Raw genomic sequence first — 13,987 nt, 5'->3', positions numbered from 1 at the left:
ATTATTTCTGTTAAAAATTGAAATACTATAAGAAAAAGCAAAATCTTCCTGCTTTTTTTAATCAGTTATAAAAAATGAAATTTAGGGTAGAGATTATCAGATAAAGGAGGCAGGAAAAAATGGATACCCCCATACATATCAATTCTGAAATCGGAAAGCTGAATACGGTGATGCTTCACCGGCCGGGCAGAGAGGTTGAGAATCTGACACCGGAATATTTGAAGCGCCTTTTATTTGATGATATCCCTTATTTGCCTGCTGTCCAAAAGGAACACGATGTGTTTGCTGATTTGCTCCGGAACCAAGGGGTAAATGTTCTATACCTTGAGCAGCTTGTAGTAGAATCCCTTCTAACAGATGAAGCAAGGAAAGAATTCATAGATCAGATTCTTTTGGAGAGCTGGTCCAATGTGAACGGAGCAGGCCCATACTTGAAAGAATACCTGAAGTCTCTGCCTCCAAATGAACTTGTCAGAAGAGTGATGGAAGGAGTGCGGACATCTGAAGTGGATAATGGGAAAAAAATTCATTTATATGAATTTATGTCCGATCAATATCCCTTTTATTTGGACCCGATGCCAAACCTCTATTTTACAAGAGACCCTGCAGCTGCTATCGGCAATGGAATCAGCGTAAACCAGATGAATGAAAGTGCCAGAAGAAGAGAGTCCCTATTTATGGATTTTATTATCCGCTATCATGACCGCTTTAAAGGAAAAGAAACGCCAGTCTGGCTGAACCGTGATTACAATTTTCCGATTGAAGGCGGAGATGAGCTTGTCCTAAGCAAGGATACAATTGCCATTGGGGTAAGCGCCAGAACGTCAGCTAAGGCTATTGAAAAACTGGCAGTGAATCTCTTTAAAAAGCAAAAAGAAATTCAGCGTGTTGTAGCCGTAGAAATTCCGAAATCCCGCTCTTTCATGCATCTGGACACTGTCTTTACAATGATTGACCATGATAAATTTACGATGCACCCAGGCTGCATCAAGCAGGATGACAGCATGAATATTTTTATTCTGGATCGCCATGAGGATGAAGGAAGAGTAACCATTTCCAGAAGGAACAATTTAACGAAAACGTTAAAAGAAGTTTTGCAGCTGGATGAAATCGCCTTAATCCCATGCGGCGGGGGCGATCCGATCGTATCTGCAAGAGAGCAATGGAATGACGGTTCCAATACACTTGCCATCAGGCCAGGAGTAGTCGTTACCTATGACCGAAACTATGTTTCGAACAGGCTCATGAAAGAAAGCGGTGTTGAAGTATTGGAAATCCCGAGCTCAGAACTTTCAAGAGGCCGCGGCGGCCCAAGATGCATGAGCATGCCATGGGTGAGGGAAGATATTTGAGGGCTGGAAGTGCTCCTTTTAAAATAGGGAGTGCTTTTTTGATTGGTTTGGGTTTTAGGGGTTTAAAGCAGCGGGGGTCTGTCCCTTTTAAAAGGTGGCTCCTGGCCCCAGCTGCTTTACCGTATGACAGGACACAGGGAGAAGTTTGCAAATCCATGTATTTCAAATACTTAAGCAACGTGGGGACATAGTATTAGCGCTTTAACGGAACAAGGGACTGTCACCCAATTTCTAGTACCTGTCCCCTTTTTCTTTAAAGTACTAAAGGACAGAGCGGTTTGCTTTAAACCACATGCCATTTCAACCTTTAACAGTATAGGGGACATAGCTTTATCGCTTTACTTGGTTGGGGGCCAGGCGGCTGCATTAAAATGGGGACAGGCCCAAAATCACCACAAAGCCACCTCACTTCAAACCCTGCAAAAAGAAACAAAACCCCCCATACACCAAACAAACCCAGCAATTGGCTGATTTCTCCCATCTATAACGGTTGTGGCATCGGTTGCTTAGTGATAATATGGTTGGTGGGATAATTTATTTTCGAATAAGATCATAAATGATCAAAGAGGAGCGTTTTAGATGCTTGGAATTCTAAATAAAGTATTTGATTTTAATAAACGGACGTTAAATCGTTATGAAAAAATGGCGCTTGAAATAGATAAATACAGCTCTGAAATGGAAGCTTTACCAGATGAAGCATTCAAAGGCAAAACGGAAGAATTTAAAGGACGCGTGGCAAAAGGCGAGTCCTTGGATGACCTTCTTCCTGAGGCTTTTGCCGTAGTGAGGGAAGCTGCACGACGTGTGACTGGCATGTATCCTTATAAAGTACAGCTAATGGGTGGTATTGCCCTTCATGAAGGGAATATTTCAGAGATGAGAACAGGGGAAGGTAAAACACTTACTTCCACTATGCCTGTTTATTTAAATGCCCTTTCTGGAGAAGGTGTTCATGTTGTTACTGTCAATGAATACCTGGCTAGCCGTGACGCTGCAGAAATGGGAGAAATTTTTCAGTTTCTCGGATTGACAGTCGGCCTGAACCTGAATTCTCTTGACAAGGATGAGAAGCGGGAAGCTTATGCAGCAGATGTAACCTATTCTACAAATAATGAGCTTGGTTTCGATTATCTGCGCGATAACATGGTGCTTTACAAAGAAGAAATGGTTCAGCGCCCATTAAACTACGCGATCATTGATGAGGTTGACTCCATCTTGGTCGATGAAGCGCGTACTCCGCTTATTATTTCAGGACAAGCTGCTAAATCGACAAGACTTTATGTACAGGCAAATGCCTTTGTCCGCACGCTGACACTGGATAAAGACTACACGTTTGATGTGAAAACAAAAAGCGTTCAGCTAACAGAGGAAGGAATTTCAAAGGCTGAGCGCGGATTCGGCATTGAAAACCTGTTTGATATTTCTCATGTAACTCTCAACCATCATATCAATCAGGCTCTAAAAGCAAATGTCGTGATGCAGCCTGATATTGATTATGTAGTGGATGATGGCGAAGTTGTAATTGTTGACCCATTCACAGGGCGTCTTATGAAAGGCCGCCGCTACAGTGAAGGGCTTCACCAGGCAATTGAAGCAAGAGAAGGTCTTGAAATCCAAAACGAAAGCATGACACTTGCAACGATTACATTCCAAAACTACTTCCGTATGTACAAAAAGCTTTCCGGTATGACAGGTACAGCGAAAACGGAAGAAGAGGAATTCCGCAATATTTACAACATGCAGGTTGTTGCGATTCCAACGAATAGACCGGTTGTCCGTGATGACAGAGCGGATCTTGTTTACCGTTCCATGGAAGGTAAATTCCGTGCGGTAGTAGAAGATGTGGCGCAGCGTCATATGCTCGGCCAGCCAGTGCTTGTTGGTACAGTTGCGGTTGAAACGTCTGAGCTTATTTCTCAGCTCTTGAAGCGCAAAGGGGTTCCGCATCATGTATTGAATGCGAAAAACCACTTCAGCGAGGCTGAAATTATTGAACTTGCGGGTCAAAAAGGCGCCGTAACGATTGCGACCAACATGGCCGGACGCGGAACCGATATTAAGCTTGGCGAAGGTGTGATAGAGCTTGGCGGACTAGCTGTTATTGGTACAGAACGCCATGAATCACGCCGTATTGATAACCAGCTTCGCGGACGTTCAGGCCGTCAGGGTGACCCTGGTATTACGCAATTCTATCTTTCCATGGAGGATGAGCTGATGCGCCGCTTCGGTTCTGAGAACATGATGAATATGATGGACCGTCTTGGTATGGATGATACACAGCCAATTCAAAGTAAAATTGTTTCCCGTGCGGTTGAATCAGCGCAAAAACGGGTTGAGGGCAATAACTTTGATGCCCGTAAACAGCTTCTTCAATATGATGATGTTTTACGTCAGCAGCGTGAGGTTATATACAAGCAGCGTGCTGAAGTGATTGAATCAGAAAACCTTCGTGAGATTGTAGAAGCGATGATCACTTCTACCGTAGAAAGAGCGGTTAATGCGTTTACTCCTAGAGAAGATCTTCCGGAAGAATGGAATTTGACAGGCCTTGTTGAATACATCAATGCCAATATTCTTGATGAAGGTACGTTCTCAGTTGAGGAGATCAACGGAAAAGAACCGGAAGAAATGATTGAAGTCATCCTAGAGAAAACAAAAGAAAAATACAGCCGCAAGGAAGAGGACTTCGGCACTGAGCAAATGCGCGAGTTTGAAAAAGTCATTATGCTTCGTTCTGTTGACTCTAAATGGATGGATCATATTGACAGCATGGATCACCTTCGTCAGGGAATCCATCTTCGCGCTTACGGACAAACAGATCCTCTCAGAGAATATCAAATGGAAGGATTTGCAATGTTCGAAGCGATGGTTGCATCCATCGAAGAAGAAGTTGCCCGCTATGTCATGAAAGCAGAAATTGAAAATAATCTTGAGCGTGAAGAGGTTATTAAAGCAGATGCTGCCATTCATCCAAAAGAAGGCGATGAAGCTCCGAAGAAAAAACCTTCCCGCAAAGTGGTTGAAATTGGACGTAATGAGCTTTGCCATTGCGGAAGCGGAAAGAAATACAAAAACTGCCACGGCAAGTAAAAAATGTGAGAGGCGCTTTTCGCCTCTTCTTTTTTTCGGCATAAAAAATCCTCTTAGCAAAAGAGGATTTGATGATTAATGTCTTTTATCCGCCATATAATGTTCTTCAACGACCTGAAAAAAGGTTTTAGGCTTTGCAAAATATTCTGCAGATCCCTCTGTAAAGAGAAGGTGTCTTGATATTCGTGCGCAACACAAATTACAGGAAGGGATTTTAGCTAAAATCGGTTAAAACCTTTCCATATAAAGTAGATGAGTCTATAATTTTTATTGATGTAATGCAAAAAAGAATCGAGCTTCATTTTCCTTTTTCATCATTTTTGATTATGATAAAGAGAATGATTAAGATAAATATGAAAAAATACATGAGGTGACTGTTATGGATTTAGTCGAAATTAGACAAGAGCTAGATAAAACAGCTAAGAAATTAGCGGACTTTAGGGGGTCTCTTTGACCTCGAAGCAAAGGAAACACGGATTCGGGAGTTAGATGAGCAAATGTCTATGCCAAGCTTCTGGGACGATCAGAATGCCGCACAGACTGTTATTAACGAGGCAAATGCTTTGAAGGATGCTGTAAACAGCTTCCATCATTTAAGTGAGACGGATGAGAATCTGCAGATGACACTTGAGCTTCTTCGGGAAGAAGCAGATGAAGAGCTTCATGAAGAGCTTGTGAAAGAATTAAAGGAATATGTTCATGAATTAAATGAATTCGAGCTGCAGCTTCTTTTAAGCGGGCCATATGATAAAAATAATGCGATTTTGGAGCTCCATCCAGGTGCAGGCGGAACTGAATCTCAGGACTGGGGAAGCATGCTGCTTCGTATGTATACTCGCTGGGCTGAGCGCAAAGGGTTTAAAGTGGAAACCCTTGACTACCTTCCGGGAGACGAAGCGGGAATCAAATCTGTTACGCTTTTGATTAAAGGGCACAATGCCTACGGCTATTTGAGAGCGGAAAAAGGGGTTCACCGCCTTGTCCGTATTTCACCATTCGACTCTTCAGGACGCCGCCACACTTCTTTCGTTTCCTGTGAGCTGATGCCTGAATTCAACGATGAAATTGAAATTGAAATCAGAACAGAAGATTTGAAAATCGATACGTACCGTGCGAGCGGCGCCGGAGGCCAGCATATTAATACAACGGACTCCGCTGTCAGGATTACACATATTCCAACAGGTGTTGTCGTTTCCTGCCAACAAGAACGTTCTCAGATTAAAAACCGCGAGCATGCAATGAAAATGCTGAAAGCAAAGCTCTACCAAAAGAGAATTGAAGAGCAGGAAGCTCAACTGGCCGAAATCCGTGGCGAACAAAAAGATATCGGTTGGGGAAGCCAGATCCGGTCCTATGTTTTCCATCCTTATTCCCTTGTGAAAGATCATAGAACAAATACGGAAATCGGGAATACCCAGTCTGTAATGGACGGGGAACTGGATCCGTTTATCAATGCTTATCTTCGCTCAAAACTTTAATTATAAGCCTCGAATTTTGTCGCATTATATTACTGCAGCGTTTGTCCTTTTAAAAAACGGGTAAATAATTCTTAAATGATTAAATGAGATGGTTCGGGAGGTGTAAAAATTGAAGATCCTGCTTAGGGTGCTTGCTACGTGTCCTTTTGCTGTTTCACTCATGTTTGGATTACTGGGACTTTTGAAGTGGCCGGGTATGGAAGGAATCTATAATGCTTCAGCCATCATTATTTTATCAGCTGGAGTGCTCCTGTTCATTTGGGGGAAAAAGAAGGTATATCTTTGGGGTGTAATGTTTTCAGCTCTAGGCGGTACATTGCTGCTTGGATTGACCGGATTTCACTCTTATATGGATTCAGCTATTTTAATGGCCATAGGATTTGGTATGCTGACACTTGGACTTTTAATCGTAACGATTTTTACTTTTGCAGCATGTGTTTCGGGGAAACAGCCAAGAAACATCACAAGCATCCAAAGCCGTGTAAACAGACCAAACTTATAGGATCTTCAATAAGTAACACCGCGTAACCCGGCTCATTGGCCGGGTTATTTTTTGTGATACAGAATATAAAAACTGATGGCAAGCATCAATAACCTTGCTTGCATATTGATGCTTTCCGAAAGAATGAGCGTATACTGATTGGCTTCTTTGAATCGGTTTGACCATTCCCACCGGAAGCCAGCCTTCTCGGAACCTTCTCCAGTACTCTCCATTTTCCCCTGTAACTTGAACATCATAAAGATAGATATCTGATTGAATAGCAGCAATCATTCGCTGATTCTCTCCTTCGACTTCTCTTTTAAGACCGACAGCCAGTTTTTCCGAGAATGAACCAATAAACTGATTGTCAGCATGGTATACTTTGACCGGTTTGACAATGCCTGCCTGCTGGCGGATGATCACGAGTAAATTCCCATCTTTCTCTTTTAGAAACCATGTTTTTCCTAAAAAAGAACGGCTTTCTTTTCAAAATATGGAATGGTTTTGGGCACAGCTTCAAAAGCCATAACGCCGTTTGGAGAAAAGGCTAATGCCCGGAAGAAAGGGGAGGGTACTTTCATTAAGATGAATTCATTATGATCCTGAATTTTGGCAGCCGCACCCGCAGCCAGAGGGATATTCGTTTTGGAATACACTTGAAAAATACCCGATACTGCTCCCATAAACAAGGCTGTTAAGAATAGGGTAAGCGGAATATCTGCAGGATTTAACGGCCAATGAAAGACCCAGGCGCCAAGGGATGCAGTGATTCCGAGGATAAAGCTTATCACTCCCAGTACTGCTGTAAATTGTGCGTTTTTTTTATAATGCTTTTGGATATTCATCGCTATTTGCCCCCCGTTCCTTTATAACTATTCCAGAAAATTGAATTTTTTCCTTCTTTGAGTTAAAAGATAAGCTGAAGCGATAGAATAAAGCAGTGCTTTACTGCTCTAACACGTTATATGGAAGGTATTTACACCGCCTGCCTACGGTGCTATACTCTCTCTGGCTAACTAATATTCGGAGGTATATTTATGAAGCAGCGAAGAGGAACTTATACTTCTCATCCTTTATTTCAGAAAATTATTGAGTATGTGAATATCTTGATCGGATCAGCGATAGTAGCTCTTGCTTTTAACTTGTTTTTGCTGCCGAATAAAGTGGCTTCAGGAGGAGTCAGCGGGATAAGTACGATTTTGCATTCCGCTTTCGGGTGGGAGCCGGCATATGTTCAGTGGGCTTTTAATATTCCGCTTTTTGTGGCGGGAGTCATCACGCTTGGAAAACAATTTGGTGTAAAGACTGCCATCGGAACGATTTTTCTTCCGCTCGTTGTTTTTTTCACAAAAAACATGGAACCGGCAACAACGAATCCTCTCTTGGGAGCTTTGTTCGGAGGCATAGGAGTTGGCCTTGGCCTTGGGCTAGTTTTCAGGGGGAAAGCTTCAACAGGAGGAACGGATCTTGCAGCTCAAATAATCCATAAATACACAGGTCTTACTTTAGGGACATGCGTTGCCATCATTGATGGGCTGATTGTTATTACGGCTGCATTTGTATTTGATATTGAGAGAGGCTTGTACGCTTTAATCGGCCTGTATGTAACGAGCAAAACCATTGATGTGGTGCAGATCGGCCTAGGGCGCTCCAAAATGGCAATGGTTATAACGCAGCGCGAGGAAGAAGTCCGCCAGGCTATCTTAAGCCAAATTGACCGCGGTGTTACAAAGCTGTCTGCTTTTGGTGGTTATACAGATCTGGAAAAACCGATATTAATGTGTGTGGTGGATCAGACAGAATTCACAAAACTGAAACAATTGGTCAGAGGTATTGACCCGGCTGCTTTTGTCATTGTCATGGATGCCTCTGAAGTTCTTGGAGAGGGTTTCAAACGGGCTTAGATCGGTTATAATAGCGGTATATTTTATCTCTTAACCTTGAGAGGAGATCAACAAAAACATGAAGCGTAAAATATCTGCACTTATTCTTGGAACTACGCTTGTTCTGACTGCCTGTGGGGGCGGAGGAGGAAACGATTCCAAAACCGCAACGGAATCAGCCAGCGGGCCAGAGGTTTTTAAACAAAACTGCTCCAGCTGCCATGGTGGAGATTTAAAGGGCGGATATGGTCCGAACCTTGAGAAGGTTGGCAAGGAGTTCAGTCAGGCTCAAATTCAGAAGATTATTGAAAACGGAAAAGGCAAAATGCCTGCAGGAATCCTAAACGGGAATAAAGCAGAAGAAGAGTCTGTTGCAAAATGGCTATCTGAGAAAAAGTAAACGCGGAAGGCGGTCCAGAGAGACCTCCTTTTTATTTTGGCTAAGTTAAAGCTAAATGTTAACTTTGCGACCATGTTGATTGGGACTGCCCGCGGAAAGCGGACGCCTTCAGTGGAAATCAACAGCTAGGTGGGTTTAACAGAGCTTTTTAAAAAAATAGACCAAATAGCTTCGTACAAAATTCACTTCCCTATTTTCCCCTTTTGCCTCATAATATACACCTTATTAACCCATTTGAAACACAAATGTAATATTAATTACCTATTCATGTTTTATATTGATGTTATAATGGGGTCTGTGAGAAAAACTTTCCAATAATTCGACACTCTGTCGACAATTTAAGACGAAAATTTTAAAAAGCACCGAAGTATATGACAAGTGAACGCGTTCTATATTTTTTAGCTAAAAAACTGTGGTGCAAAGAAAAGACATTTTAAACCACATACAACTTCATATAACGACAGGAATTAAAAATATAACAGCTTTGGGTGATTTGCATGATTGAAATGGAAGAGGTTTATAAGACCTACCCAAATGGCGTGCTGGCTATAAACGGAATCAACATTAAAATTAACCAGGGTGAATTCGTTTATGTCGTCGGGCCAAGCGGGGCAGGCAAGAGCACATTTATTAAAATGATGTACCGCGAGGAAAGACCTACAAAAGGCAAAATATTGATTGATGGAGTTAACCTTGCGAAGTTAAAAGAAAGCAAGGTTCCTTATTTGAGAAGAGGAATCGGAGTGGTTTTCCAGGATTTCAAGCTACTGTCGAAGCTGACCGTTTTTGAAAACGTGGCTTTTGCACTTGAAGTAATCGGAGAAAACCAGAAGAACATTAAAAAACGAGTCCTTGATGTGCTGGATCTTGTGCAGCTGAAGCACAAAGCTAGAAGCTTTCCTGATGAATTGTCTGGAGGAGAACAGCAGCGTGTTTCTCTAGCCAGATCAATCGTAAACAATCCGGGTGTCGTGATTGCGGACGAGCCAACGGGAAACCTTGATCCTGATACATCATGGGAAATCATGAACATTTTTGAAGAAATTAATAACCGCGGAACAACCATTGTTATGGCGACCCACAACAGGGAAATCGTGAATGCGATAACGAAGCGCGTCATTGCTATTGAAGATGGAAAGATTGTTCGTGACGAGGCAAGAGGGGAGTATGGTTTATATGATTAAGACTCTTGGCCGTCATTTCCGCGAAAGTATTAAATCACTTGGAAGAAACGCATGGATGACTGTTGCGTCCGTCAGTGCAGTAACGGTAACCCTGATTTTAGTCGGGACCTTCCTAGTGATCATGATGAACTTAAATAATTTCGCAAACAGCATTGAAGACGATGTTCAGATCAAGGTATTAGTTGATGTTACCGCATCACCTCAGGACCAATCCAAGCTTAAAGAAGAAATTCAAAATGTAAATGATGTGAAAAGCGTTCAATTTTCTTCGAAGAAACAGGAACTGAACAACTTAATTTCGAGTCTAGGGGAAGAAGGGAAAACGTGGAGGCTGTTTAAGCAAAACAACCCGTTGAGTGATGCCTTTGTCGTCAAAGCCAAAGATCCTCATAACACTCCTCAGATTGCCCAAAAGATTGAGAAATTCAACAATGCTTACAAGGTTACCTACAAAAAAGAGGATGTTAAAAATCTCTTCAAAAGTTTAACCATTGCCAGAAACATAGGGATTGGCCTGGTTATCGGCTTGATATTCACAGCGATGTTCCTTATTTCAAATACAATTAAAATCACGATTTTTGCTAGACGAAGAGAAATTGAGATTATGAAGCTTGTAGGTGCAACCAATTCGTTTATCCGCTGGCCATTTTTCCTTGAAGGTCTTTTGCTCGGCGTATTTGGTTCACTTATTCCGATCGCACTCATTATCTCAATTTATAATGCACTTTACGCATGGGCGCTTCCTAAGGTCCAAGGATCATTCGTTGAATTGCTGCCGTTCAGCCCGTTTGTATTCCAAGTATCCGGAATACTGCTTTTCATTGGTGCGTTGATCGGCGTTTGGGGAAGCTTAATGTCTGTGAGAAAATTCTTAAAAGTATAGAAGAGTGAAACAGCAGGCTGGCAGATTTTGATTTTGCCAGTCTGAAAGTTTCCCGATATACATAATTTGGGGAGGAACCAGAAAGTGAACAGAAAGATCATGTCTTGGGGACTGGCTGCCGTTGTTGGTACAAGCGGAGTTCTTATCCCTTTAAACAGTAATCCTGTTATTGCTCAGACTCTGGAAGAAAAACAGCAAGATATCCGCAATCAGCAGTCAGGTGTTAATTCCAATATTAAAGCGAAACAGGAACACATCAATGAGCTGAAGCAAAAAGAAGCAAAACTGAATGAAGAAATCAAAAGCCTTGATATGAAGGTTTCTGCTACAAGTGGAAAAATTCAGGACAAGCAGGCCGAAGTGGATCAAACGAAACAAAATATTGAAGAAGCTAAAAAGCAAATTGCTATCGTGAAGGATCGCATTCAAAAACGCAATGAACTCTTGAAAAACCGTGCCCGTTCCCTCCAGGAAAGCGGAGGAATGATCAGCTATTTGGATGTGCTGCTGGGTGCTCAGAATTTTAGTGACTTTATCTCCCGAATGAGTGCTGTTTCTACAATTGTAGATGCGGATAAAGAAATCATCAAAGCGGCTGAAAAAGATATGAACCTACTTGAGCAAAAAGAAGCAGAACTAAATAGTGACCTGCAAAAATTGCAGTCAGCCCTTTCAGAGCTAGAAAGTCTGAAAGAAACGCTTAATAAGCAAATGAATGACAAAAATGTATTTATGCAATCTGTACAGAAAGAACAAGGCGATACGGAAGATGATGTCTTGTCTCTTCAAGATCAATCCGACTTGCTTTCTCAGCAGGATCAAGCGATTCAAAAGGAAATAGCACGTGCAAAAGCAGCTGATGAACAGCGGAAACGCGCTGCAGCAGAAGCTGCCCGCCTAGCTCAAGAAAATGCCCGGAAAGCACAGGAGAATCGAACGAACGGAACACCTGCACCGTCTGCTGACAATAGTTCAGACAGTGGTTCTAGCTCATCAGGCTCTGCTTCAAAATCTCCTGCAACTGGCAGCGGAGACTTTATCAAACCGACAGTTGGCTACTTTACTTCAGGCTTCGGTTACCGTATTCACCCGATTACGCATCAGCGCAAGCTTCATGCGGGAATAGACTTCGGTAATCCTGCACCAAACGTACCAGTTTATGCAGCGGCAGACGGTACGGTAGTTCATGCAGCATACTCCAGCAGTTATGGTAATGTTGTTTACATTTCACATAGCATTCATGGGAAAATTTACACGACGGTTTATGCTCACCAGGAAAGATTGCTTGTTCACAGCGGACAAACGGTGAAACAAGGACAGCAAATCGGTATCATGGGTAATACAGGACATTCAACAGGCAAGCATTTGCACTTTGAAATCCATGATGGACCATGGGAAGGTGCCGGAAACGCGGTTAACCCGTTAGATTATATTAATAAATAGATGATGACTCATCTTGTGAGCTGCAAAGGCTGCCGGTTTTACCGGCAGCCTTTATTTGTTCTAAGGAGAAAATTTTTGCTATTCCATTAAAAAAATATCCATATTTCTGCAAAGATTACATGATTTTAACAATGGAAACATATACTAGCCTTAGCGGATAGGCGTGTCCAATTAAACGTTTGTTTAAGGACGAGCCTTTAAATCAAGGAGGGTTATGATGAAGCAAAAAGTGATTGCGCTCTTGATGGGCTGCTCGATGGCCGCAGGAGCGGGCGGAATGTATGCCGGAACACAGCTTTGGGATCATAAGGCTCCAGCTGAACCGGTTTCGTCGAATCTATCGCAGGAAGCTGTAAAAGAAGAAATTCCAGGATTGGATAAAATCCAGCGGGCATATGATTTAATTTCAAATAAGTATGTGGAAAAAGTGGACAAGGATAAGCTCTATGAAGGGGCCATTAAAGGGATGCTTTCCACACTAAAAGATCCTTATTCCATCTATATGAATAAGGAAACAGCGAAGCAATTTTCGGATTCACTTGATTCCTCCTTTGAAGGCATTGGCGCTGAAGTAGGGCTGAGAGAAGGAAAAATCATCATCGTCTCACCTTTTAAAGGATCTCCTGCAGAAAAAGCAGGCCTTCATCCAAATGATGAAATTATCCGGATAGATGGGCAATCCATTGAAGGAGAAGACCTGAACCAAACAGTCCTCCGAATCAGAGGCAAAAAAGGCACAAGCGTTATCCTTGAAGTGCATAGACCCGGTTCAAGCGGAACGATGACTATTGCTCTTAAGCGTGATAACATACCGCTTGAGACGGTTTTCAGTCGCACGGAAACCTACAATGGAAAAAAAGCAGGGGTTATCCAAATCACTTCTTTTTCAGAAAACACAGCTCAGGATTTTACAGAAAAGCTGCAGAAACTGGAAAAAGAGGGTATCAAAGGGCTTGTCATTGATGTAAGGGGAAATCCAGGCGGTTATTTGCAGAGCGTGGAAGAAATTTTGAAGCAATTTGTTACGAAGGATCAGCCGTATATCCAAATTGAGGAGCGAAACGGGAAGAAAACCCCTTACTATTCAAAGCTGAAAACGAAAAAAGCTTACCCAGTGAACGTATTAATTAACAAGGGAAGCGCATCAGCCTCTGAGATCCTTGCGGGTGCTTTAAATGAAGCGGGGCATTATGACCTGGTTGGGGAAACCTCATTTGGAAAAGGAACTGTTCAGCAGGCAGTCCCTATGGGGGATGGCAGCAATATTAAGCTTACCCTTTACAAATGGCTGACTCCAGAAGGAAATTGGATTCACAAAAAAGGAATCAAACCAACCATTCCTGTAAGCCAGCCTGAATATTACTCAGCTGGACCTCTGCAGCTTGAAGGGGATTTAAAACAAGATATGAATAACGAAGAAGTCAGAGTCTCCCAGGTTCTTTTAAAAGGCCTTGGATACAGCCCTGACCGGACAGATGGCTACTTTAGCGCTAAAACAACTGCAGCTGTAAAGGCTTTTCAAAAGAAGAACAGTCTGCAAGCTACTGGTGTAATCAATACTGCAGCTGCCCTGGTACTTAATAAGCAAATTCAAGTGAAAAAGCTGAATGAAGAAAATGATCTTCAGCTGAAAGCAGCTATAAAAGATTTGTTTTAAATCAGGCCCCCTGCAATAGGGGGTTTTTCTTATTTCATCAACTTCCATCATCTAGCAATCGTTAGGACAATGGAGTGAACCTTCATAAAAAAATGCGATAAAAGGACAAGAAAAAAAAGAAAAAGATATGTAAAAT

At 42.3% G+C, this 13,987-nt stretch carries 12 protein-coding genes; 10 read left to right on the top strand and 2 right to left on the bottom strand.

Annotation, left to right across the window (positions count from 1 at the left end; genetic code table 11):
- The first annotated feature begins 119 nt into the window (after window positions 1-119).
- The 4 genes from arcA to ACOT8F_RS07995 all read left to right on the top strand — a co-directional run bounded on the left by arcA (window position 120) and on the right by ACOT8F_RS07995 (window position 6,422).
- Entirely contained in the window at window positions 120-1,352 is a 1,233-nt protein-coding gene (arcA, locus tag ACOT8F_RS08010; RefSeq protein ID WP_421651117.1) for an arginine deiminase, read from the top strand.
- A 579-nt stretch (window positions 1,353-1,931) separates the two neighbouring features.
- Window positions 1,932-4,442, top strand: coding sequence for a preprotein translocase subunit SecA (secA, locus tag ACOT8F_RS08005; RefSeq protein WP_421651116.1), 2,511 nt, complete (start codon window positions 1,932-1,934; stop codon window positions 4,440-4,442).
- A gap of 379 nt (window positions 4,443-4,821) precedes the next feature.
- Window positions 4,822-5,920 (top strand): peptide chain release factor 2 gene (gene prfB, locus ACOT8F_RS08000; protein WP_421651115.1). Its coding sequence is split into 2 segments (ribosomal slippage): window positions 4,822-4,884 and window positions 4,886-5,920, totalling 1,098 coding nucleotides; the frame shifts between segments, so codons are not numbered across the junction.
- Between the two features lie 109 nt (window positions 5,921-6,029).
- Window positions 6,030-6,422, top strand: coding sequence for a hypothetical protein (locus tag ACOT8F_RS07995; protein ID WP_421651114.1), 393 nt, complete (start codon window positions 6,030-6,032; stop codon window positions 6,420-6,422).
- Here ACOT8F_RS07995 and ACOT8F_RS07990 read toward each other — a convergent pair.
- Both ACOT8F_RS07990 and ACOT8F_RS07985 read right to left on the bottom strand, forming a co-directional pair.
- Window positions 6,417-6,824 carry a hypothetical protein gene (locus ACOT8F_RS07990; RefSeq protein WP_421651113.1) on the bottom strand — a complete coding sequence of 136 codons (408 nt, stop codon included), beginning with the start codon at window positions 6,822-6,824 and terminating at the stop codon, window positions 6,417-6,419. The genes ACOT8F_RS07995 and ACOT8F_RS07990 overlap by 6 nt on opposite strands.
- Before the next feature lie 41 nt (window positions 6,825-6,865).
- A complete protein-coding gene (locus ACOT8F_RS07985) occupies window positions 6,866-7,246 on the bottom strand; it encodes a hypothetical protein (RefSeq protein WP_421651112.1) in 381 nt (126 codons plus the stop codon).
- 192 nt (window positions 7,247-7,438) lie between these two features.
- Here ACOT8F_RS07985 and ACOT8F_RS07980 point away from each other — a divergent pair, with 192 nt between their 5' ends.
- The 6 genes from ACOT8F_RS07980 (at window position 7,439) to ACOT8F_RS07955 (ending at window position 13,851) form a co-directional block, all read left to right on the top strand.
- The gene (locus tag ACOT8F_RS07980) at window positions 7,439-8,305 is read left to right on the top strand and encodes a YitT family protein (RefSeq protein ID WP_421651111.1); all 867 of its coding nucleotides are present in this window, start codon (window positions 7,439-7,441) and stop codon (window positions 8,303-8,305) included.
- Window positions 8,306-8,363: 58 nt separating this feature from the next.
- Window positions 8,364-8,684 carry a cytochrome c551 gene (gene cccB, locus ACOT8F_RS07975; RefSeq protein ID WP_421651110.1) on the top strand — a complete coding sequence of 107 codons (321 nt, stop codon included), beginning with the start codon at window positions 8,364-8,366 and terminating at the stop codon, window positions 8,682-8,684.
- Between the two features lie 497 nt (window positions 8,685-9,181).
- On the top strand, window positions 9,182-9,868 hold the full coding sequence (ftsE, locus tag ACOT8F_RS07970) for a cell division ATP-binding protein FtsE (RefSeq protein ID WP_421651108.1): 687 nt from the start codon (window positions 9,182-9,184) through the stop codon (window positions 9,866-9,868).
- The gene (gene ftsX, locus ACOT8F_RS07965) at window positions 9,861-10,751 is read left to right on the top strand and encodes a permease-like cell division protein FtsX (protein ID WP_421651107.1); all 891 of its coding nucleotides are present in this window, start codon (window positions 9,861-9,863) and stop codon (window positions 10,749-10,751) included. Before ftsE ends, ftsX begins: the two co-directional genes overlap by 8 nt.
- Before the next feature lie 84 nt (window positions 10,752-10,835).
- On the top strand, window positions 10,836-12,194 hold the full coding sequence (locus ACOT8F_RS07960) for a murein hydrolase activator EnvC family protein (RefSeq protein ID WP_421651105.1): 1,359 nt from the start codon (window positions 10,836-10,838) through the stop codon (window positions 12,192-12,194).
- Window positions 12,195-12,411: 217 nt separating this feature from the next.
- Window positions 12,412-13,851, top strand: coding sequence for a S41 family peptidase (locus ACOT8F_RS07955; RefSeq protein WP_421651483.1), 1,440 nt, complete (start codon window positions 12,412-12,414; stop codon window positions 13,849-13,851).
- Window positions 13,852-13,987 lie beyond the last annotated feature (136 nt).

It is taken from the genome of Chryseobacillus diguaensis (assembly GCF_049220665.1).
Classification (GTDB): domain Bacteria; phylum Bacillota; class Bacilli; order Bacillales; family Bacillaceae; genus Metabacillus_B.
This window is presented reverse-complemented; position numbering and strand designations above follow the sequence as displayed.

What these genes read in the sequence shown, in the direction of transcription:
- arcA (WP_421651117.1), top strand. Translation starts at nt 120, where the DNA reads ATGGATACCCCCATACATATCAATTCTGAAATCGGAAAGCTGAATACG.
- ACOT8F_RS07985 (WP_421651112.1), bottom strand. Translation starts at nt 7,246, where the DNA reads ATGAATATCCAAAAGCATTATAAAAAAAACGCACAATTTACAGCAGTA.
- ftsX (WP_421651107.1), top strand. Translation starts at nt 9,861, where the DNA reads ATGATTAAGACTCTTGGCCGTCATTTCCGCGAAAGTATTAAATCACTT.
- ACOT8F_RS07980 (WP_421651111.1), top strand. Translation starts at nt 7,439, where the DNA reads ATGAAGCAGCGAAGAGGAACTTATACTTCTCATCCTTTATTTCAGAAA.
- ftsE (WP_421651108.1), top strand. Translation starts at nt 9,182, where the DNA reads ATGATTGAAATGGAAGAGGTTTATAAGACCTACCCAAATGGCGTGCTG.
- secA (WP_421651116.1), top strand. Translation starts at nt 1,932, where the DNA reads ATGCTTGGAATTCTAAATAAAGTATTTGATTTTAATAAACGGACGTTA.
- cccB (WP_421651110.1), top strand. Translation starts at nt 8,364, where the DNA reads ATGAAGCGTAAAATATCTGCACTTATTCTTGGAACTACGCTTGTTCTG.
- ACOT8F_RS07955 (WP_421651483.1), top strand. Translation starts at nt 12,412, where the DNA reads ATGAAGCAAAAAGTGATTGCGCTCTTGATGGGCTGCTCGATGGCCGCA.